General features: G+C 62.8%; 17 protein-coding genes. 2 read left to right on the forward strand and 15 right to left on the reverse strand.

The features are described 5' to 3' along the window. Positions 1-341 precede the first annotated feature (341 nt). The 9 genes from J6497_RS11175 to pdxR form a co-directional block, all read right to left on the reverse strand. Positions 342-1,589: an MFS transporter gene (locus J6497_RS11175; protein WP_225704315.1), complete on the reverse strand. Its 1,248-nt coding sequence runs from the start codon at positions 1,587-1,589 to the stop codon at positions 342-344. A gap of 168 nt (positions 1,590-1,757) precedes the next feature. Beyond that, a complete protein-coding gene (locus J6497_RS11180) occupies positions 1,758-3,083 on the reverse strand; it encodes a glycosyltransferase (RefSeq protein ID WP_225704316.1) in 1,326 nt (441 codons plus the stop codon). 114 nt (positions 3,084-3,197) lie between these two features. Continuing rightward, a complete protein-coding gene (locus J6497_RS11185) occupies positions 3,198-3,584 on the reverse strand; it encodes an AMP-binding enzyme (protein WP_225704317.1) in 387 nt (128 codons plus the stop codon). A gap of 689 nt (positions 3,585-4,273) precedes the next feature. Then, a complete protein-coding gene (locus tag J6497_RS11190; RefSeq protein WP_376708195.1) occupies positions 4,274-5,281 on the reverse strand; it encodes an NADP-dependent oxidoreductase in 1,008 nt (335 codons plus the stop codon). A 66-nt stretch (positions 5,282-5,347) separates the two neighbouring features. After that, positions 5,348-5,764, reverse strand: a complete 417-nt coding sequence (locus tag J6497_RS11195; protein ID WP_225704429.1) for a cupin domain-containing protein — start codon at positions 5,762-5,764, stop codon at positions 5,348-5,350. 59 nt (positions 5,765-5,823) lie between these two features. Then, positions 5,824-7,113, reverse strand: coding sequence for a flavin-dependent oxidoreductase (locus J6497_RS11200; RefSeq protein ID WP_225704318.1), 1,290 nt, complete (start codon positions 7,111-7,113; stop codon positions 5,824-5,826). Positions 7,114-7,278: 165 nt separating this feature from the next. Beyond that, positions 7,279-7,749 (reverse strand): c-type cytochrome, encoded by a 471-nt coding sequence (locus tag J6497_RS11205; protein WP_225704430.1) that lies wholly within the window; start codon positions 7,747-7,749, stop codon positions 7,279-7,281. A 167-nt stretch (positions 7,750-7,916) separates the two neighbouring features. Beyond that, complete coding sequence (locus J6497_RS11210) at positions 7,917-8,642, reverse strand: alpha/beta fold hydrolase (protein ID WP_225704319.1); 726 nt, start codon at positions 8,640-8,642, stop codon at positions 7,917-7,919. A 185-nt stretch (positions 8,643-8,827) separates the two neighbouring features. Next, complete coding sequence (gene pdxR / locus J6497_RS11215; RefSeq protein ID WP_225704320.1) at positions 8,828-10,261, reverse strand: MocR-like pyridoxine biosynthesis transcription factor PdxR; 1,434 nt, start codon at positions 10,259-10,261, stop codon at positions 8,828-8,830. Between the two features lie 271 nt (positions 10,262-10,532). Between pdxR and J6497_RS11220 the strand changes: the two genes are divergently transcribed. Both J6497_RS11220 and J6497_RS11225 read left to right on the forward strand, forming a co-directional pair. Then, on the forward strand, positions 10,533-11,171 hold the full coding sequence (locus J6497_RS11220; RefSeq protein WP_225704321.1) for an HD domain-containing protein: 639 nt from the start codon (positions 10,533-10,535) through the stop codon (positions 11,169-11,171). A 111-nt stretch (positions 11,172-11,282) separates the two neighbouring features. After that, complete coding sequence (locus J6497_RS11225; RefSeq protein WP_225704322.1) at positions 11,283-11,987, forward strand: glutathione S-transferase family protein; 705 nt, start codon at positions 11,283-11,285, stop codon at positions 11,985-11,987. Between the two features lie 162 nt (positions 11,988-12,149). Here the strand turns inward: J6497_RS11225 and J6497_RS11230 are convergent, their stop codons facing one another. The 6 genes from J6497_RS11230 to pbpC all read right to left on the reverse strand — a co-directional run bounded on the left by J6497_RS11230 (position 12,150) and on the right by pbpC (position 19,869). Beyond that, complete coding sequence (locus tag J6497_RS11230) at positions 12,150-13,694, reverse strand: L,D-transpeptidase (protein ID WP_225704323.1); 1,545 nt, start codon at positions 13,692-13,694, stop codon at positions 12,150-12,152. A 264-nt stretch (positions 13,695-13,958) separates the two neighbouring features. Beyond that, positions 13,959-14,273 carry a lipid-A-disaccharide synthase N-terminal domain-containing protein gene (locus J6497_RS11235; RefSeq protein WP_225704324.1) on the reverse strand — a complete coding sequence of 105 codons (315 nt, stop codon included), beginning with the start codon at positions 14,271-14,273 and terminating at the stop codon, positions 13,959-13,961. A gap of 24 nt (positions 14,274-14,297) precedes the next feature. Next, positions 14,298-15,134, reverse strand: coding sequence for a glycosyltransferase family 2 protein (locus J6497_RS11240; protein ID WP_225704325.1), 837 nt, complete (start codon positions 15,132-15,134; stop codon positions 14,298-14,300). 19 nt (positions 15,135-15,153) lie between these two features. Further along, positions 15,154-15,999 (reverse strand): phosphatase PAP2 family protein, encoded by an 846-nt coding sequence (locus tag J6497_RS11245; protein WP_225704326.1) that lies wholly within the window; start codon positions 15,997-15,999, stop codon positions 15,154-15,156. 4 nt (positions 16,000-16,003) lie between these two features. Further along, positions 16,004-17,749, reverse strand: coding sequence for an ArnT family glycosyltransferase (locus tag J6497_RS11250; RefSeq protein WP_225704327.1), 1,746 nt, complete (start codon positions 17,747-17,749; stop codon positions 16,004-16,006). A 74-nt stretch (positions 17,750-17,823) separates the two neighbouring features. Continuing rightward, entirely contained in the window at positions 17,824-19,869 is a 2,046-nt protein-coding gene (gene pbpC, locus J6497_RS11255) for a penicillin-binding protein 1C (RefSeq protein WP_225704431.1), read from the reverse strand. Positions 19,870-19,906 lie beyond the last annotated feature (37 nt).

The following is a 19,906-nucleotide window of genomic DNA, read 5'->3' on the forward strand; positions in this document are numbered from 1 at the left end:
TGCCACCGTCACTCTGCGGACACTTGATCCACAGAACTTAGCGCCAGCGTCGGGGCGCCAGAACCACACGACTTCGCCGTCCGCGAGTGCCACGCTCGTCAGTCGCGACACTCTCGTCCACCGCATCTCACCGCAACGTTCGTGACGATCGCGACCCGCCCCTCATTCGGGTGAGACGCGCGGAGTTAAATCACTGATTTGCCCGACGACGGAAGCGGAATATTTTTCGTTGATAGTCTGGACAAACTTCGGGCTGATTTGCCCGTCGGGTTGTTTTGTCGCACATAGACGCCGAAATCGTCCTTGCGCCCGCAGCGAAGCAGCACGCAGCGCGCTTTCGATCAAAGCGGTTTGACGTTTGATCCGCGCGATCTTTCAATCGCCTGCGGATGAACCCGACGTTCGGCGGGACGGGCGAGCAGCCAATACGCGCTCAACGCGAGCAACGAAGAAGCGGTCATTACCCCCGTCATCGAAAGCGCCGACCGCCCGTCAAACAACGCCGCGACCAACCCACTCGACACCGCACCGGCCGTCATCTGTATGCCAGCAGCTGCTGCGCCGACAGCCCCAGCGATTTCCGGCAGGGGCAGCATCGTCGCGTTCATGACGTTTGGCATAGTCATGCCGAAAGCGAGCGCTACCGCCATCAAGAGCGCCGCGATGAGAGCCGGCGACGTCCAACCGACCAGTGTCATGCCGAGCATTATGGTCGCCGCAGCCGCCAGAATCGCGAGACCGATGGTCAGCGTTGATGCGGCTGAGATGCCGCGGCGGCCAAGGTGGGCATCGAGTAGCGCGCCGCTCATCGCTGCTGCCGAACATGCGCTGAAGATCAAACCATACTGGTCCGGCCGCAATCCGACGATATCAATGAAGAACAACGAGGATCCAGTGACATAGCCAAACACCGTTGCACCAGCGGCGGCGCCGACCAGGATATATGCCAACGAAACTGGATGCGTCAGCACGCGAACGTAGTTTTGGGCGATGGTCGCCGGCACGAGCCGATTGGCGGGATCGATCCTTGCGCTCTCGGCAAATCCAAGCAGCACGGTCAAGAAAAGAAGAGCACCGATTCCGGCCTGGATCGCGTAGATCAGCCGCCAGCTACCGAGCGCAAGCAGCCCAGCACCCGCGGTTGGCGCGATCAGAGTCACCACGTTTATGGCGATCACGACTTTGGCGATCTTCGAGCGCGCGGTCGTTTCGTTGAACAGGTCGCGAATAATGGCAAAGGTCATCGTCGTGCTGGCGGCCCCGATGCCCTGGACGGAGCGAAAAATCAACAGCAACGGCAACGATGGAGCAAGCGCGCAGGCGAGGCTTGCGAGCACGAACAGTGCTACACCGAACCCGACGACAGGTTTGCGGCCAAATCGGTCGGAGATGGGGCCGTAGAAGAGCGGCGCGACGGCCAGGCTGAGCATGAAGGTGCTCATCGTCAGGCCGACTTCGGCGGGACTCACGCCAAGAGCGGCGCCAGTCGCAGCAAGCGCTGGCAGATTAATGTCGATCCCGGAGTATGGCACGGCCGCGAGAGAGCCGAGCAGTAACGTGAAGGCAAAGGAAGCTGGTTGAATTTTCATGGCGCAAATGTTCGGACGCGAGAAGCGAGAGCAGGTCCTCTCCTTCGGGTTACGCTTAGATCGCTTTGCCCGGCGGCTGCGGCGGGGCTGCTCCGGGCAGCGGACGACGCCGCCCAGATCGTTGCCTGCACCCGCGCAAATGGGCGGTCGAGAGGTCGTTGAACAGATCTACGTGGGCCCCCTCATGGCGGCGCACGAACCAGCAACTGCATTATGCGATGACTGCCGCACAATCCGCAGGATCTCCGCGCGGGTGTCGATCCGCGCGAACTCCTCGGCCATGAGCGACGCACGCGCACGATAGCTCTGTGCATCGAGGACACGCCTCACCGCAGTGCGCAGCGCCTCCGGAGTTGGCGTGTTCGTCTCAAGATTGATGCCCACCCCCGACCATCCCACACGCGCGTTCACGTCGGCCTTGTCTTCGGTCAGTCCAGCGCAGACCAGGGGAACACCGAAACTCATCGCCTGGTTGACGCTGCCATAACCGCCGTTGGTCACGAATACATCGGTCTTCGACAGGATCCACTCGAAAGGCAGATAGCTGGCTAAACGCGCATTGGCTGGAATGGGACCCGGGATAGCGTCGATCTGACGACCGCCGGCGGTGACGACTACGAGCAGGTCAGGCTGATCGGCCAGCGCCGCAAGGGTCGGTGCGACCAAGAGGTTGAAATCGTGGTTCGCCACCGTCCCTTGGGTGACCAGGACCACCTTGCGCGTGCCATCCAGCTCATTGGCCCAAGGCGGCAGCGGCACCTGGTTCGGTATGATCGGCAGGGTACCGACGAACCGTACCGAACTCGGGAGGGTACGCGGAAATTCGAAGCTCGGCACGGTCAGCTGCATATAGGCATCGGCGAGCTCCACCATCTTCTCGAAAGGGGACGTCGACACCGGCCCCAAGTCCAAATCCTTCAAGCAACGGTTTAAGCGGCGCGCGAGAGGTTGGTTGACGACGTTGTCGTGTTCCTGGGTGATGGCTGCATACGCCTGGCGCTGCGCCTGCGTGACCGCTGGCGGAAGCCCGAGGAATTCTGGTGCTCCGTCCTCGCGGCGCCAGTGCAGGATGCTGGTGCCGAAACAGACAATCGGAGGCCGCTTAGAGCGCGGCCCGAGCAGCGTCGGCAACAGGCCCAGGAAGCAGTCATCACCCAGCACGACGTCGGCTGGGACTTCCTTTAGCACTTCCTGAAGGCTCGCGTGTTGGGCGGGAATGGTGTCGATGAACAAGCGCTCTATGACGACGCGTAACAGTTCCAGTCCCGGAGGCAGAGTTTTCAGCTCGGGGTGCTTCGCAAACGGATCTACCAGATCCTGATCGGCGCTGCGAGGGATTGGTCGAAAGGCGGCGCCTGTTTTTTCGATGCGATCTTTGAAGGCGCTTCCTGTGAACGCAACGACCTTGTGGCCTTCGTCCATCAGAATGCGCGCAATTCCGAGCATTGGATTAACATGACCCGGTGCCGGCGTCGTAGCGATGACGATTTTCATATGATGTTCTGTACCTCATGATTGACAGCCCCCGCTTCTCTACGAACCGATGATCACCATCGGAATTGGCAGCTCACCACGCTGCGTTGTGCTCTCGTTGCCTAGCGCCAGTTCTCACTGCAAATGCCGGGAAGCGGGTATGCCGAGCACAACTTCTGCCAACGATTGGCGATCAATCTTCCCGAGCGGGTTGCGCGGCACACCGTCAACCGCCACCAGCAGCTCCGGCACTTTGTATTCCGCCAGCTGCTCCCTGGTGGCGCCCAGAATGCTATCGATTGCCGCGTCGTCGCCATCGCCTTCAAGCTGCACAACGGCCACTACACGCTGGCCTAGCACAGGATCGGGCGCGCCAAAGACCGCCGCATCGCGCACCAGCGGATGGCTCAGCAACGCCCTTTCGATTTCGATCGGTGAAATAGCGGCCCCGCCGCGAACTATGACATCCTGCTTGCGACCAGCGGCCGGCGTCACGCTCCGATGGTTCATGCGTTGCCTCATCCGAGAATTCCTCACAAGGTTTCGAGCTGTGGGCGTCGCGGTACCACGGATCACGATCAACTTGATCACGCCTCCGGATTTGCTCGCCCGATCATTCCTTCCGAGAAAGAGATGTGCTCATCCGACTCATTAAACAGGACCAAGATTGGTAATTCTGGTTGCACCGTGCCCTGTCGCGCCAGCTTGATGCATTCTGCCGTTCGATGGCTCGAGCACAAAGGACGGCAGTATTCGAGGACTTGCTGCCGCGTTGCATGAATCCGTCACGTCAGGATGCCATTTCAGGAAATGCAGCGTCGAACAGACCGGACAAGTCGAAGGCTGCATGCGGTAGCAGGTCAGTCAGAGAGCTTAAGCGATTGTTGAAGGACTGATCGGCAGCGCGATCTGAGCGGCTCAAACCTACCGACGTAGTGCCGAGCCGCTTCTGCTCGCCCTCAACCAGCCTGATCCGGTCGGCCTCGCCGAGGTCTCGTGTCTGAAGGAAGAGCCGACGTCTCCAAGTATGGCGGCTCGTGGCCCTTCCTGGCCCGCGCCGCAGGATCCGCCATGGTTAGGCCGCCGGGAGAAAGATATAGGTCGTCCGTGAATGGCGCGCTCGCGTCATGCTCGGACGTGTGTTCCCGACTCACGCGGGACCGTACCGACTTTTCTATAACTGCTTGCCGCCACGATTATGGTTAGCCCATTTAAGCGGGCGCGCTGTCTTCGCCCACGCCCTTCACGCCGAGAATGATCTTCCCCTTGGGCGACCGTCGTTGGCCTTCCAGCATCATGTGGGCGTCTCGCGCGCCGGCGAGCGGGAGGACCATGCCGACGTGGGTTTTCAGTTCACCGCGATCGATAAGCTCGGCAATGCTGCGCAACCGCTCGGTGGTCACCTCGACCAGGAAAAAGGCTGCGGTGATACCGTGGTGTTTTGCGCGGTCTTGATCGGGCTGGGACACCGCGGAGATCAGCTTGCCGCCCGGGCGAAGAACCTGAAATGAACGTATTTGCGTCTCGCCTCCGACCAGATCGAGTACCGCGTCGGCATCCTTGACCTCATCTTCGAAACGTTGCGCATGATAGTCCAATACCTTGTCCGCACCGAGAGACCGCACATACCCGATGTCTTTGGTCCCCGCCGTCGCGATGGAGCGCAGCCGAGCGCGACGAGCGAGCTGAACCGCGTAGGCTCCGACGTTTCCTGCAGCGCCGTGGATGACCACCGTCTGACCCGCTTGGAGGCGAGCATGGTCGAACAGAGCTTGCCACGCCGTGACTGCGACAACGGGAACGGAAGCCGCTTCGGCATAACTCAGCGAGCCGGGCTTCTTCGCGAGCATCCCGGCAGAGGCCACCGCGTACTCTGCATAAGCGCCAAGGAACTGGTTGTTGGTCACACCGAAAACCTGCTCTCCAAGACCGATGTCGGAAACACCCGAGCCCAGAGCCGCGACTTTTCCGGACAGATCGGAGCCCAGCGTAAGAGGAAGAGGCTGCGGCAACGCACTCTTGCCGGCCCTGATCCACGCATCCCATGGGCCCACGCCTGCAGCGTGAACTTCGACAAGAACCTCGCCCGGTCCAGGAACTGGCCTGGGCACCGTCTCGAGACTCATCGCTTCTGGCGGTCCGAACTCGTGTACTCGCCACGCCAGCATGGAGGAGCGAGCTGGGCCTTGGGTCGCATTGCCGGCAGAGGTACTTGCCATGCTGGGCTCCTTGCTAGGACGTGGGTCAGCTTCCGTTATTTCCAGTTCAAACACCGTCTCTGAATTCTAGTCTGGTGTCGTCAATGGCTGGTCCTCAGCATCGACGATGAAGACTGCCAGAAGACTCGCAGGCTCGGTCGCGCTGGCGTTTTCGCTGACCCTGTGATGCGCTCCAGGTTCCTCGTAGAAGCTCTCGCCTACCTGGTAGACCTTGGCGGGCTCGTTGCCCACGGCACTTCGAATGGCGCCTGTGAGCACATGAGCGTAGATGAAGGCCGACTTGGCATGACGGTGGGACGCGGATTTCGCACCGGGTGGATAGTTCACGACGACGGCGACCAATTTCTTTCCGGGGATGTTTGGAATCGCATGCTGAAAGACCGGCTTTACGGTTTCCTGCTCGTGCGCAGTTGCGGCCGACACTTCGACCGCCGCTAACGCAGGTGCCGCGCAGAATAGTGTGAGTACCAAGAAAGCTCGCATCACCTCGTCCTCCTGCCTAACAAACTCGACTTCGTTTCGCCTAAGGCTCCCTGCAAATGCTACCGCGGGTTGGTAAGTCCTGTTAATCGCGCATAGCCTCCAACGATATCAGCGAGCTCTGCGGATGTGATCACGTCCTCCAGGCGGTTGAAGCCGTTCGGTGCGCGCTCGGCCACCAGATCCAGCACGCGCTCGGGCCCGCCTCTGCGATTATTGCGCACGACCTCGGCCGTCTTGGGCAGTCTCTCGGCCTCATAGGCGCTGAGCGCCGCCTCAGGTGCCAGTTCGGACAAGAGCCTCGCCAGGCACCTCGCATCGAGAATGGCCTGGGCTGAGCCGTTTGAGCCGGTGGGATACATGGGATGTGCCGCATCGCCCAGCAACGTCACGCGCCCTCGACTCCACCAGGAAAGCGGATCGCGATCGCACTCCGGGTACTCAAAAAACTGCGGCGTAGCCCGGATCAGCGCCTCGACATCGAGGAAGGGTAGCTGCAGGCGTTTCGCGAACGGCAGCACCTCCTCAAGCTTGCCGGGGCGAGACCAGTTTTCACGCCGCGGCGGCGGTAATTCGCCGGTCGCCACCTTCCCGTTCATCACCCAGTTGGTCAGCCGCGTTCCCGCCGATCTGCCCTCGGCGATCGGATAGACGGTCAGCTTGGCCATCTGGTCGGCGGCGATCAGCATGACATCGCCGCCCTCGAAAACGGGCCAATCCACGGCTCCTCGCCATAGCTGACTGCCCTGCCAGCGGATGCCGCCGTCCGCAGGATGCAGCAGGGCCCGTAGCGCTGAGTGGATGCCATCAGCACCTACCAGCACATCTCCACGCTCCTCCACTTCGGTGCCGTCGGCCAGCGTGAAGCGCGCCGTGACGCCGTAGCTACCCTGAGTAAAATCCTGCAGGCGATGACCCTTGCGCAAGCCGTCGGCCGGCAAGCGCGCCTGGGCCGCTCGCCACAGAACGCGGTGCAACCTGCCACGATGGATTGAGAGCTGGGCCGTATCGTGCCCGCCCCAGAGGCCGCACGCGCTAGCCCATATCTGTTGTCCGAGGTGATTCACGTACCGCAGTTCGCGCGTGCGGATGGCGATGTCATCGAGCTCCCCCAACAGGCCGAGCGACATGAGCGCGCGGGCGCTGTGTGGGAGGATATTTATGCCCACGCCGAGCTCCCCGACTTCCGTGGCCGCCTCGAAGACGGTGCTGGGAATGCCGAGTTGATGCAGCGACAATGCCAGCGTCAGTCCGCCGATTCCTCCTCCCGCAATAAGAACGCGCCGGTTGAGAGATCCATCCTGGCCCTTATCTTGCGGGCTGCCGGTCGATGGCTCATGATTCTTGTTCATCCGGATCGTCTTTCGTTACGGGATTTACTGAACTGTTGCAGCGCCGCCCGTGTCGCCGGGAAGCAGCAATTCGATTGCCGGCACGGACATCTGATTTAGTCGCGGCCGGCCATCTATGATGGCGCCCGCGTTGAGGGTGCCGAAGTGTGCTCCCTTCTTTATTGTTTATTGTGCGGCGGGCGGACGTAGCGACATCACGAAGACCGAGGTTTTCTCATCAGGCCCGAACGGACCGGGCACCTTGTGGCTCACCGGCTTGAGACTCATCAGATAGTCCGCGATCGCTTCAGCATCTTGCTTTGTGAGCTTTGAAAAGGCCTGCCACGGCATGATGGTTGCAAGCTGGCGCCCGTCCGGGCGCGTGCCTGTCTGAAACGCCGCGATGATCTGGTCCTTGGTCCAGTTGCCAAGACCGGTCTCCTTATCCGGCGTAAGGTTCGACCCAACGAAAACGCCCACTTTCGGGATATCGAATCCGACATCCGAACCGCCCAGATAGTGCGCCGCGTCCGACTTTCCGCGGAGAGAGCCCGGCGTGTGGCAGTCATTGCAGCCGCCGAGTTCGACAAGGTATTTGCCGCGTGCAAGCTGCGCGGCCGCGGCAGAGGCAGACTCGGCAGAGCCGTTCCAGCCCATCGCGGCGGCGATGACACACGTGAGGAAGGCGGTACGACATAGTGTTGTCGGCTTCAAAGCTTGATTCTTGTTCATCGGCATCGTCTTTCGAGGGATTTGTTGAGCCGTTGTGGCTCCGCCGGCATGTCGCGCAAAGAGCAACTCGATTGCCGACATTGACATCTGGTTTAGTCGCGGCCGGCCTCTATGATGGCCTTCGCTATCCGGTCCGGATGTGTGAAGCATATTTCATGAGACCCCGGAATCTGGATGAGGCGGAAGAGTCCAAGCTTTTCGGAAAGCCTCGGATGCCACGGATGGCTATGCGAGGCCACCGTATCCTCTGTGCAGTTGATATAGGATTTTCCAACCTTCATGTCGGCCGGATTGGTGGATAGACGGATCTTGTCCCTGAAGGTCTGCATCGGGTGCGGATTGAGCGTGTTGTAGGCTCTTTGCGCCGTCTCAAGGTCACCATCATTGATGAAAGCTTCACGAAAGAAAGGGAACGGCAATACGACCAAGCCATCATTCCGTTCTGCCGCGAGGGCCTCTATCGCGGCGACTTGATGTGGCGAAGTCATGTCTTGGACGGACTCACCGTCATTGGGAACGTAGGCGTTCCAATAGACGAGACGCCGGATCCGGTGCAGAACGCGATCGGCCACTCCCGTAACCACCATTCCACCGTAGCTGTGCCCGACGAGTATTGCGTCCTCGCCGCCGGTTTCTTCCAGGTATTCGACGATGGATTCAATGGCTTCTGACAAGCCGACCGTTTTCGAGTCACCCGGTCGATTGCCCTTTATCGTCGGGGTGTGGACATCATGTCCCATGGCCTGAATCAGGGAAGCCACACGTTCGAGTTCGGCACCTGTGTGCCATGCGCCATGTAGAAGGACGTAGTTCGCCATGCAGTTTGCCTGTGTTCACGATCAAAACATGTCGCACGCCACAGCGGGCTGGGCCACAGTGTCCCGCTAGGGATCGATGATGGCCATGAATCCGCGTCAACCGGTGCTACTGATGGGAAATAGGGGGAAGCCCGATCGGGAACAGTACCAAGATTGACAACTCTCAATGTACCATTGAGCGATGGCTACTTCCCATCGACCTTCAATTCGCAGTGCTGTCGCGCCAATTCCAACAGCCGACGACAATCCGCCGGCAGCCGCCGTTCATTGAGGTTAGTCACGCTCAGCAGCAGTCCCTGCTGCCGGGCAGACTGCATGTACCACGGTGACAGCGGAGCCGGCGCCAGGCCGAACTGTAGGGCGCGCGAAGCTATGTCCACGTCTGACGCAAACTCGGGAAGTGACAGAACCACTGCCAGACCGGCGGTTGCTTGTACCTTTATCGAATCTGACGCCCTCTCTCCGAGGCAGCGAAGCAGGCTCTCCCGTCGGGCGGCGTAAAGCCGCTTCATGCGGCGCAGATGGCGAAGATAGTGTCCTTCCCGCAGGAATTCCGCCACAGCGCGCTGCACGGCCGCGGCTGGCGCCGGCGCCAAGCAAGCAGCGAGCTCGCCGAACCGATGACCCAGTTCCGGCGGCACGACCATGAAACCCAGGCGCAGCGCCGGGCTGATTGTCTTGCTGAAACTGCCGATGTGCAGCACCCGTCCCCCATGATCGAGGGACGCAAGAGCCGGAGCCGCCCTTCCCTTCAACTGCAGTTCGCTCAGGTAATCGTCCTCGATGATCCAGCCGTCGCTCCGCCGAGCCCAGGCGAGCAGTGCAAGCCGCCGCGGCAACGACATCGTCACGCCGAGCGGCGCGTGCTGGCCTGGTGTCACAACAGCCACTGCCGCTCCGGCGGCCATCTGGATGCCGGCCGCAACATCCAGGCCTTCCGCATCGACCGGGACAGCCGTCACAGGCATGCCGGCCAGGCCGAGCGCGGTGCGCGTGAGCGGAAAGCCGGGATCCTCGATCCAAGCCCCCATCCTTCCAAGCTGAAGCCCTTGGATCGCCAGACCGAGCGCGCCGGAGAATCCGCCCGTTACGAGCACCTGAGAGGGACTGCAGCGAATGCCGCGGGCCACCCCTAAGTAAGCCGCGATCTCCTTTCGCAGCTCCGGATCGCCACGCGGATCCGGATACGCCACCGGCGCCGCGGCAGCCCGCCGGGTCTCACGAGTCAGGATGCGTGACCACAACTTGAATGGAAAGGCATCCTGAGAGGGCACGCCCATCTGAAATGCCAGCGGCACGCTTCCGAACTCATGGAAGAGGTCCGGCAGAGGCGGCGCTTCCGGCGACCACTCGGACGTTGAGGATCGGGACGGCCGCTCGGCCACGCGAGTTCCTGCCGGCCCGAGACCGATCGCGAATTGCTCGGCGATGAGACGCTCGTAGGCCACACGCACGGTGCCGCGGGAGACGCCGAGCTGAGCGGCCAGATCGCGCCAAGACGGCAACCGTGCGCCCGAGGCGAGCCGCCCGTTCTCGATGCCCTCTCGGATGGCCCAATAGATCTGGGTAGCCAGCGGGGTCCTTCTGGAACGATCGACTTGAATGGGAACGGTAGCCATCGCGCGATGGTACAGTCAAACTTGATGATCTTGGTACTGTCTTATGACCAGGCGAAGCACATCTATTCGTTACCATCAGCGACCGGAGCGATCCCAATGCAATTTCAGTGTGACCCCCGGTCGATGCGAACAGCGCGATTTAGTGAAGCACGCAGTCAGTGCCGCCGCTCGGTTGAGCGATCGATGCTTCTCAGCAGATGTGAGATGATGCACGCGCGGATTGCGGCTGCTGGCGCACTACCATCACAGATCCGGAGATAGGAGTTCGACAATGGCCGACGTCATTTCTGGCATCAAGATCCCGGACAGCAAGATCGCACGAGAGGCCGCCGAACTGGTGCGGCAACACGAAAACGAGATGTTGTTCAATCATTCGGTTCGCGTGTTTGTGTTCGGCGCGATGAAGGGAATCCGCCAGAAGTTGAAGTTCGACTCTGAACTGCTCTATGTCGCTGCGCTGTTTCATGACCTGGGTCTTGTCGACGCTTATCATACCGAGGCAAAGCGGTTTGAAGTCGACGGCGCCGATGCAGCGCGCGAATTTCTCAGGACTCATGGCATCCCCGAACCGAAAGCGGATCTGGTGTGGGAAGCGATCGCCCTACACACCACGCCAGGCATCCCCCAATACATGCGACCAGAAATCGCTCTGACGAACGCGGGTGTTCTAGTCGACGTCGTCGGGATTGGATTTGATGAGTACACGCCCGAGCAACGCGACCAGGTGATCGCCGCATGTCCCCGCGGCGATTTCAAGAATGAATTTATTGAGGTTCAGACTTGCTCGGCCTTAAAGAAGCCTCACACGACGTTCGGCACAGTCAATTTCGATTATATCCAAGATCGCGATCCCACATTCCGCAAGCCAAACGCGTGCGCTCGGATCCGTAATACTCCCTGGCATAGCTGAGCTGAACGCGTATTGCTCTCCAATGCATGGGATCATACGTTCCCCGTGCGCCGCAGCGCCGCTCGGCACCTCCAGGTGTTGCCGCGATCCAGCCCAAAAGCGAGTTGAGAGATGCGAAAGGTTTCTGACTTCCTGATCACACAGCGCTGGCCTGCGAAACATGCGGACCGCTTGCAACTCTATTCGCTGCCGACGCCCAACGGCGTCAAGGTCTCGATCATGTTGGAGGAGATCGGGCTGCCTTACGAAGTGCATCTGGTCGACTTCAACAAGGACGACCAGCACACGCCGGAATTCCTTTCACTGAACCCCAATGGCAAGATCCCCGCGATCCTCGATCCCGACGGCCCGGACGGTGAGCCGCTGCCCTTGTTCGAATCCGGCGCCATTCTCCAATATCTCGCCGAGAAGACGGGCAAGCTTTTGCCGAGTGACGCAGCCCGCCGCTACAAGACTATCCAGTGGCTGCATTTCCAGATGGGCGGGATCGGACCGATGTTCGGCCAGGTCGGCTTCTTCAACAAATTCGCCGGCCGTGAATATGAGGACAAGCGGCCACTTCAGCGTTACGTCAACGAGTCCAGACGCCTGCTAGGCGTCATGGAAACGCATCTTGCCGGACGGCAGTGGATCATGGACGATGAATACACCATCGCCGACATTTCGATGCTCGGCTGGGTGCGCAACCTGATCGGCTTCTATGAGGCGCGTGACCTCGTCGAGTTCGATAGCCTGCGGGAAGTACCGGCTTGGCTCGAACGCGGCCTCGCGCGGCCCGCGGTGCAGCGCGGATTGAATATCCCGCAGAGGCCATGACACGGGAATGCGCGTTGTTCGGAGTCGCCTCTTGGCCCCGAGCCGAAGAAGCCTGAGATCTCAGGCAGGTCTGTTGTCACGGGTAAGCCGGACTTTTCTTGTGCGGGCACTACCGCTGTTGACCCGGAGCGACTAGGCGGCCTGCGCACAGCGTGCCGCGTCTTACCACCAGCGCGGCTGCATCGGTTGATAGTTTTGGCCGGCGCGCGGACGCCTATTGCCAGGTTGGGAGTTCCAATTGGGCTGGAAAAAGAAGCCGAAGCCGTTGTTGCCCCAGTCGTTGCCGCTCGCAACGGGGACATCGACCGCGGGCGTAGGCCGGCGCATCATGAAGCCGCCCTGGAGCTGGTTGCTCAGCACCGCGACGAACTCGGTGCGATAGTTGGTCTCGCGGCTCAGCGGCTCGTCCGAGACGATGATCGAGGATCGTGGCAATGCAGTCGGCGCGATGCGATCGAGCACATCCTGCGGGATGGTGATGCGGTCGAGCGCGTTCTTGGCGTCGTCCCCGTCGTCGATCGTGACCGCGGTCCACCGCAGGCGCGCGTCGTTGCGGGCCATCGCCGTGAACACATGCGTGCCCATCCGCTTGTCGGGATCGCGGATCGTGACCGGAACCTCAATGGTCGCATCGAACACCTCGCCCCCGTCCGGCCACTGCTTGTGAGTGTTGCGCCGCACGTAAAGCTTCTGCGTCGCGCGGCTGATGTAGACCGAGACCGGCTCGAGCGCGAGCTTCGCCTCGCTCGCCGCCTTCGCGGTGTCGGCCTTCCTGGTCTGGGCCGCTTTGGCGGCATCCTTTGCGGCGGCGGCGGCAGCGAGCTTCGACTTCGCGTCGGCCTTGGCGGTGTCGAGCTGCGTCCCCGCTTCCGCGGCCCTAAGGGCGGCCTTCTCCTTCTGCTCGTTGGCCCGCGCCTTGGCCTGGTCCGTCTTGGCGGCGGCAAGCGTCTTGTCGGCGAACGCGAGCTCGGCGGCGGCGCGGGCCTTGAGCAACTCCAGCTTGCGCAGCGACGCCGTGATCGATGCTGTCTCGCGCGCCGTTGTCGCGGCAGCTTTCTTCGCCTCGTCGGCTGTCTTGGCGGCCTCCTCGGCCTCGCGGGCGAGCGTCTCGGCACGCGCTGGAGCAGCCGCGACGGCCTTCGCGTTCGGCACGAATAGCGCCGGGTGGGAAAAATCGACCGGGGCCGCATCGTTCGGCGAGATGATGACCCGCATGCCGATCCGCGTCTTGTCGAACAACTTCTCCGCAAAATCGTAGGGCATCCGCACGCAGCCGTGCGAGGCCGCATACCCGGGCAGCGGCCCACCGTGTAGCGCGATGCCGTTCCAGGTGATGCGCTGCATGTTTGGCATCCAGGCATCGTCATAGAGGGTCGAGTGGTGGTCCTTGTCCTTCTCGATGACGGCAAAGATGCCGGCAGGCGTCTCGCGCCCCTTGGTGCCGGTCGACACAGGCGCGCGCAGGATCCAGCCCTCGGCGTCGTAGAAAGTGACTTGCTGGGTCTTGATCGACACGATCGCCATGATCGGCTCGCCTGCATCGCGCGGCGCCATAGCTTCGGTGGGTGGCGCGGGACGCGCTTGTCTCGCCGCGGCGTCGGCGGTCAGCGCTGCCAGTGCGGCGATCGCCGCGAGCGTCACAGTGGCGGGCATTCTCCAAGGCCGCATCCCCACGGTGGATTGCACCGTCATGAATCGATATACCATGGTATGTCCCGGTTGAAATGCCTGTCCGCGCTTGCGATCCGTCAAGGTCGGCGACCAGCTTATTTGACTCGCCCTGACACGGCTAGACCGACCCGATGTCGGCTGTTGGCTCTAATGCGAAGTCCAAGCGAAGCCATGAGATCTTCTGCTCATCGTGATAGACCGGACGTAAGTGGCCACCTCTCAAGGCAGGCGCTTGCCCGGCAGCGTCCACGGCCATCCAGCGCGACGACGCCTAGGCGGCGTCCCGGTATGCGGACACCGTCATTCCGACGTCACCGAGGGACGGTTCAGCATGATGAAATAGAGATTGCGGATGTAGACCAGCAAGCCCAGCGCCTGGCCCGCGATGAAGACCGGGTCGCGTCGGTAGAGCGCGTACACCAGGAGCAGCGCGCCGCCGCCGATCGAGAAGAACCAGAACGCCACCGGGATCACGCTCTTGCGTGCGCGCTCCGATGCGATCCACTGCACGACGAAGCGCATCGTGAAGAAGCCCTGCGCGATGAAGCCTAGCACGACCCAGGCGTCGAATTTCACGATGAAGACGTCGTGCAGGTAGTTCAGCAGGTCATTCATTTGATGTCACCTTGGTCGCTTCGGTCACTTCCGTGATCCGGTCACTTCGGTGACCTCGGTCACCTCCGTGACCACAGGCGTCGGCTTCTTGCGGCGGATCAGCCACCAGACGCCAAGAAGATCCATGATCCCGATCCAGAGCCGGTCGAAGAACCCGTAATTCGAGATACCGGAACGGCGGGGACGATCGACCACGTCGACATAGGCGATCTCGAAACCTTCACGACGGACCAGCGCCGGCAGGAAGCGATGCAGCCCGTCGAAATAGGGCATCATCAGGAAGACGTCGCGGGGAAATGCCTTGAGTCCACAGCCGGTGTCGCGCGTGCCGTCGCGCAGGATCGAGCCGCGCACGGCATTGGCGATGCGCGACTGCAATTTCTTGAAGCCGGTATCCTTGCGCCCTACCCTCTGGCCGGCGGCAAGCCCGATGCGTCTGCCGCCGCTCTCGACCGCGGCGATCAGATCCGGCAGGAACGAGGGATCGTTCTGGCCGTCGCCATCCAGCGTTGCGACGATCGCGCCGCGGGCGGCGCGCACACCGCTGCGCACGGCCGCCGATTGTCCTGAAGAAACCGCGTGCCGAAGCTGGCGCAGGTTCGAGCGCTCGTTCATCGCCGCGCCGATCCGCATTGCCGTCGCATCGGTGGAGCCATCATCCACATAGATGATCTCGTAAACCCAGCGGCGGCCGAGCGCGCCAGCGATCTCCGCGATCAGCGGCGCGATGTTCTCGGCCTCGTTGCGCACGGGCACAACGATGGAGACGGCCACCGCGGTCTGGTCGGAAGAAGGCAATTCGGCACTCTTGGCTGGAGTTTTGGCTTCCTGGATAGCCTTGCGGCCGGAACCGCCGGGCATGGCGGCACGGCGCCCGCTTTTATGGGGCGGAAGCGCCCCCGGCAACCCTTTTGAGACGGTCCAGCGAGGGACCGGCAAGCGGATAAATCGTGCCGTCACGCTGGATTGCGAAGCCGAGCCGCCGGGCGGCAAACCAGTAGCGCACCGCCATGGCGCCGATCACGCCGACCAGTGCGCCGCCGACCACATCGCTCGGGTGATGCGCCAGCAATACCAGGCGGGTGGCGCAGATCACGAGTGCATAAATCAACATCACGAACCGCGCCCCCGGCCACAGCGCGGCGACCGCAAAGGCCAGCGCAAAGGCGGTGGTCGCATGCCCGGAGGGGAAGCTTGCAAAGGCCCCGCTGCCGTCGAAATGCGAGAAGTTGAAGGCGTTGGGCTCGCCGCCGACGAACGGCCGGCCGCGCCCGACGATCCATTTCAGGAGATCGCCTACCAACACCGGGAACAACACCGCGAGGAAGAGGAACTGCAATCGCGTTCCCAATCCCAGCAGCAGAGATCGCCGAATGCCGCGCAATGCCGGCGTAATGATCGCAACCAGGATCAGCAGTCCGGCCAAGGTCAACAGCACATAGGTATCCTTGCCGAAGTCGGTGAGGATACGGACCCACCAGAGGCTCGCGGTGCCGCGCGGTGGCATCAGCTTGATCTCGGGCACATCGAACACAAGCATCAGCACGATGATGGCGGCGCCGATGATCGCGATCAGCGCGAGCCCGTGCCGCGCCGCACGTCGGCCGGCTTCCGCCCGGCGCGAATGCGATGGCGCGCGCACGAGCTGGGCAAGCGACCGTCCCGACAGCGTCGCCAAACGCGCCGGATAGCTTGCGGATTCGTGGCGGATAACCGGCCCGGACATTGTTCTACTGCGCCGTGTCGGAACGGAAGATGGTGATCGAAATCGGCCTGCCCTGTGAGATGTTGTAGCCATCGATGCGGACTGCCACGTTGTAACGCAACCCGATCGCTTCCGCCCGCTGCACGAAATTGCGCTCGGAGCGCGCCTCCACCAGCGCAAACCGGCACGCGCCCTGCGCCAGGAAATCCGCCGCGCCCGAACCGTCCGTCAGGATGATCGAGGTGTCGGTCAGGAAGACGAGGCTCGGCTCATGGTACCCGGCGGATGCCAGCCTCGGACCCGGGCAATTGGCGTAGCGCAGGAGATACCCGATCTCGGCGCTCGGAAACAGCGGCTTCAACGACGGCACCACCACGCCATAGACGGCGATTGCAAGCAGCATCGCTGCGATCACCGCATTCAGGAACGAGCGCTCGGCGCGGCTGTCCTCGAACATCCACCAGGCGACCAGGCCGAAGATCATTGCACCCGCCAGGATCGGCCAGGCCGGAAATGCCGGCTGATAGGTCAGCTTGATCGCGCCGGCCACGACGATCACGGAGGTGATCGCAGGGATCGCGAACCACCATGCTGAGCCGCGGATCAGCCAGACCGACCGCGACAGCACGCGCCGTTCGAGCGCACCGACGGCGAGGATCGCGATCGCGGGATAGAGCGGCAGCACGTAATGCGGCAGCTTGGTCAGCACCGCCTCGAACACGATCCAGGACGGGATCAGCCAGGCCAGCAGGAATTGCGCGCCCGGCTCGCGTCGCGCCCGCCACACCGCCGGTGCTGCCATGGCCGCGAGCGGCGCGCCCGGCCAGAACGTGATCCAGAACAGGACGAGATAGAGCCCGGGCGGCGCGCCGTGGGATTCCTGCGCGCCGAGCTTGCTCAGCATGTCGCCGCCGACGGAGTCGGCGAAGAAGGTTTCGCCGGCACGCAAGAAGATCAGGACGAACCACGGCAGCACCAGCACCAGGCACCACATCAGGCCCCAGACCGGACGCATGCGCGCAAACCATTCCAGCGAGCGGTCGAGGATCGCCAGGGCCGCGATGGTGAGCCCGACGAACATCAGGATCAGCGGGCCCTTGAGCAGGATGCCGCCGGCGAGCGCGGTCCAGAAGATGACCGGCGCCGACCACGGCGGATGCGCGGGATCCTCACCGCGCTGCCAGGACAGATATACCCGCGCCAAAGCGCCCATCGCGGCAGTAACTGATAGCAGCAGCATCGCGTCCGTCTTTGCCAGGCGCGCCTCGACGCCGAGCAGGACACAGCTCGCCATCATCAGCGCCGCCAGCGCCGCGCCGCGGCGCGTGACGAAGGCGAGCGCGGTCCAGTAGGTCAAAAGCACGGCGCCGATCGCGCCAATCAGAGACGGTATCCGGTAAAGCCAGATCCGCGCCTGCGCGCGCGGCATGCCGAGGGCGGATGCGGCTTCAACGACCGAAGCCTGCAACCAGTAGATGCCGACGGGTTTCTTGTAGCGGACGTCGTCCTGGAAGCGGATGTCGACGAAATCTCCGCTCTCGACCATCTGCTTGGTCGCCTGCGCAAAGCGCGCCTCGTCGCGGTCGATCGGCGGCGTCGCAAAAAAGCCAGGCAGAAACAGGACCAGGCAGCACAGCACCAGGAACAGCACTGCGCGCCCATGATTGGCGGTCGCAAACTCGAACGCCATCGCCAACCTGCGGCTGGAATGCGCAGGTTTTACAGGCTGTTGCCCTGCTCCGAAGCGCCTGACATGGACCGTTTCAACCATGCGCTTCGCATACGATGAAACCGTAGGCCAAACAACCGCACAGGTTCCGTTTTGTCCCTTGTGTGGGCTCCAGGTCACTGCACCCGGATCACCACCGTATCGGCGGCTCCGGTGGCGTCGATCACGGTCAGCCGCGCAAAGCCCGGGCCCGGCGGATCGATCAGGCGCTGGCGGCGGCTATCGAGATCGCCGACCGCGACCCCGTTGACCAGCATGGTCAGTGGCAGCACGCCGCCGGCGACCTTGACCGGCATCGGCGTGACCTGGCCGCCGGCTGCGCGATCGACATCGATGCGCGAGCCGTTGATCGGGAACTGAATGTGCGGTGCCTGATCGCTGCTTGTGCGTACGAGTTCCCCCACGGGACGGAAACGGCGGAGCGGCAGCGGCAGTTTTGCGTTGCTTGCGACCAGTGTTCCCTTCGGCGCCTTCGGCAGTGCTGCCGGAATCCTGCCGGTGCGCGCGAAGGCGTCGAACAGGATCGGCGCCGCCGCGCTGCGTCCGATCAGCCCGGGCACCGGCGCGCCATCGGGACGGCCGACCCAGACGGCGATGGTGATGCGGCCATCGAAGCCGACCGACCAGGCGTCGCGGTAGCCATAGCTGGTGCCGGTCTTGAAGGCGATCCGGTTGTGCACGCCGTTCTCCGGCGGCGGCGTGCCGATCAGGACATTGCCGACCTGCCAGGCCGCAACCTGGTCCATCAGCCGCATCGGCTCGCGCTCGTCCTGATCGAGCATGATCTCGCGTAATGGCTTGGTGGTGCCGAGCCGGGGGAAGCCGGCATAGAGCTGCGCCAGATCCTGCAAGGCGATGCCGACGCCCCCGAGCCCCATCGCGAGGCCCGGCGTCTCGTCCTTCGGCAGCACCAGGCTGGTGCCCGCCTGCTTCAGGCGGGACGACAATCGGCTGGCGCCGACGCGGTCGAGCAGCGCGATCGTGGGCACGTTGAGCGACAGTTGCAGCGCCTTGCTCACCGGCACGGTGCCCTGAAAGGTCATGTCGAAATTCTCCGGCGCGTAGGCGCCGAAGCGGATCGGACGGTCGTCGATCAGGCTCTCGGGATGCACAAAGCCGTCCTCGAAGGCGAGGCCATAGATGAACGGCTTCAGCGTCGAGCCGGGCGAGCGCACCGCGCGCGTCATATCGACCTGCCCTGCCCGGCGCTCGTCGAAATAATCCGGCGAGCCGACCCGGGCGAGGATGTCGCCGCTTTCGTTGTCGACCGCGATGATCGCGACCGAGATGTTCGGCCCTTGCGCAATGGCGCGATCGCGGGCGAGCGATTCCAGATTCTTCTGCAGCGTAGTATCGAGCGTCAGCCTGATGAGGCGCGCATCCTTCATCGTCGACAGCGCCTGGTCGGCCGAATGCGGCGCGAGGATCGGCATCGGCTTGCGGAACTTCGGCACCGGCTCCGACTTGGCCTGCGCGGCGTCCTCCGCCGACAGCACGCCCTCCTCCACCATGCGATCCAGCACGCGGTCGCGGCCCTCGCGCGCAGCTTCCGGATGGCGATCGAGCCGCCGCCGTTCCGGCGATTGCGGCAGCGCGACCAGCAGCGCCGCCTCCGCCAATGTCAGCCGCTTCGGCTCCTTGCCGAAATAGGCGATCGACGCGGCGCGTACACCTTCGAGATTGCCACCGTACGGCGCCAACGCGAGATAGAGGTTAAGGATCTCGTCCTTGTCGAGCTGCTGCTCAATCTCCACTGCGCGCACGATCTGGCGCAGCTTTGCGTAGAGCGAGCGCTCGCGCCGCGGCTCCATCAGCCGCGCGAGCTGCATCGTGATGGTCGAGCCGCCGGAGACGATATGACGGGAGGTGACGAGTTGCAGCGTGGCGCGCGACAGCGCCAGCGGATCGACGCCGGGATGGGAATAGAAGCGCTGGTCTTCATAGGCAAGCAGCAGCTTCAGATAGGTCGGATCGACAGCGGTCTTGGCATCGACCGGCAGGCGCCAGCGGCCGTCGGCCATCGCATAGGCGCGCAGCAGTTTTCCATTGCGATCGACGATCGCGGTGGAGACCTTTCGCGCGTCTGCAAGTGGCAAGGGGCCGAGGGAAATGGCCCAAGCGGTGAACGCACCCGTCACGATCACGCCGGCGGCGGTCGCCATCACGACCGCCTTCCTGATCCACCGCCCGCGCGGCTTG

Source organism: Bradyrhizobium cenepequi (assembly GCF_020329485.1).
In the GTDB taxonomy this organism is placed as follows: Bacteria; Pseudomonadota; Alphaproteobacteria; order Rhizobiales; family Xanthobacteraceae; genus Bradyrhizobium; species Bradyrhizobium cenepequi.

What these genes read in the sequence shown, in the direction of transcription:
- J6497_RS11235 (WP_225704324.1), bottom strand. Translation starts at nt 14,273, where the DNA reads ATGAATGACCTGCTGAACTACCTGCACGACGTCTTCATCGTGAAATTC.
- J6497_RS11205 (WP_225704430.1), bottom strand. Translation starts at nt 7,749, where the DNA reads ATGGGCTGGAACGGCTCTGCCGAGTCTGCCTCTGCCGCGGCCGCGCAG.
- J6497_RS11185 (WP_225704317.1), bottom strand. Translation starts at nt 3,584, where the DNA reads ATGAGGCAACGCATGAACCATCGGAGCGTGACGCCGGCCGCTGGTCGC.
- J6497_RS11250 (WP_225704327.1), bottom strand. Translation starts at nt 17,749, where the DNA reads ATGGTTGAAACGGTCCATGTCAGGCGCTTCGGAGCAGGGCAACAGCCT.
- J6497_RS11175 (WP_225704315.1), bottom strand. Translation starts at nt 1,589, where the DNA reads ATGAAAATTCAACCAGCTTCCTTTGCCTTCACGTTACTGCTCGGCTCT.
- pdxR (WP_225704320.1), bottom strand. Translation starts at nt 10,261, where the DNA reads ATGGCTACCGTTCCCATTCAAGTCGATCGTTCCAGAAGGACCCCGCTG.
- J6497_RS11225 (WP_225704322.1), top strand. Translation starts at nt 11,283, where the DNA reads ATGCGAAAGGTTTCTGACTTCCTGATCACACAGCGCTGGCCTGCGAAA.
- J6497_RS11245 (WP_225704326.1), bottom strand. Translation starts at nt 15,999, where the DNA reads ATGTCCGGGCCGGTTATCCGCCACGAATCCGCAAGCTATCCGGCGCGT.
- J6497_RS11240 (WP_225704325.1), bottom strand. Translation starts at nt 15,134, where the DNA reads ATGCCCGGCGGTTCCGGCCGCAAGGCTATCCAGGAAGCCAAAACTCCA.
- J6497_RS11195 (WP_225704429.1), bottom strand. Translation starts at nt 5,764, where the DNA reads ATGCGAGCTTTCTTGGTACTCACACTATTCTGCGCGGCACCTGCGTTA.
- J6497_RS11200 (WP_225704318.1), bottom strand. Translation starts at nt 7,113, where the DNA reads ATGAACAAGAATCATGAGCCATCGACCGGCAGCCCGCAAGATAAGGGC.
- J6497_RS11190 (WP_376708195.1), bottom strand. Translation starts at nt 5,281, where the DNA reads ATGGCAAGTACCTCTGCCGGCAATGCGACCCAAGGCCCAGCTCGCTCC.
- J6497_RS11220 (WP_225704321.1), top strand. Translation starts at nt 10,533, where the DNA reads ATGGCCGACGTCATTTCTGGCATCAAGATCCCGGACAGCAAGATCGCA.
- J6497_RS11230 (WP_225704323.1), bottom strand. Translation starts at nt 13,694, where the DNA reads ATGGTATATCGATTCATGACGGTGCAATCCACCGTGGGGATGCGGCCT.
- J6497_RS11180 (WP_225704316.1), bottom strand. Translation starts at nt 3,083, where the DNA reads ATGAAAATCGTCATCGCTACGACGCCGGCACCGGGTCATGTTAATCCA.
- J6497_RS11210 (WP_225704319.1), bottom strand. Translation starts at nt 8,642, where the DNA reads ATGGCGAACTACGTCCTTCTACATGGCGCATGGCACACAGGTGCCGAA.
- pbpC (WP_225704431.1), bottom strand. Translation starts at nt 19,869, where the DNA reads ATGGCGACCGCCGCCGGCGTGATCGTGACGGGTGCGTTCACCGCTTGG.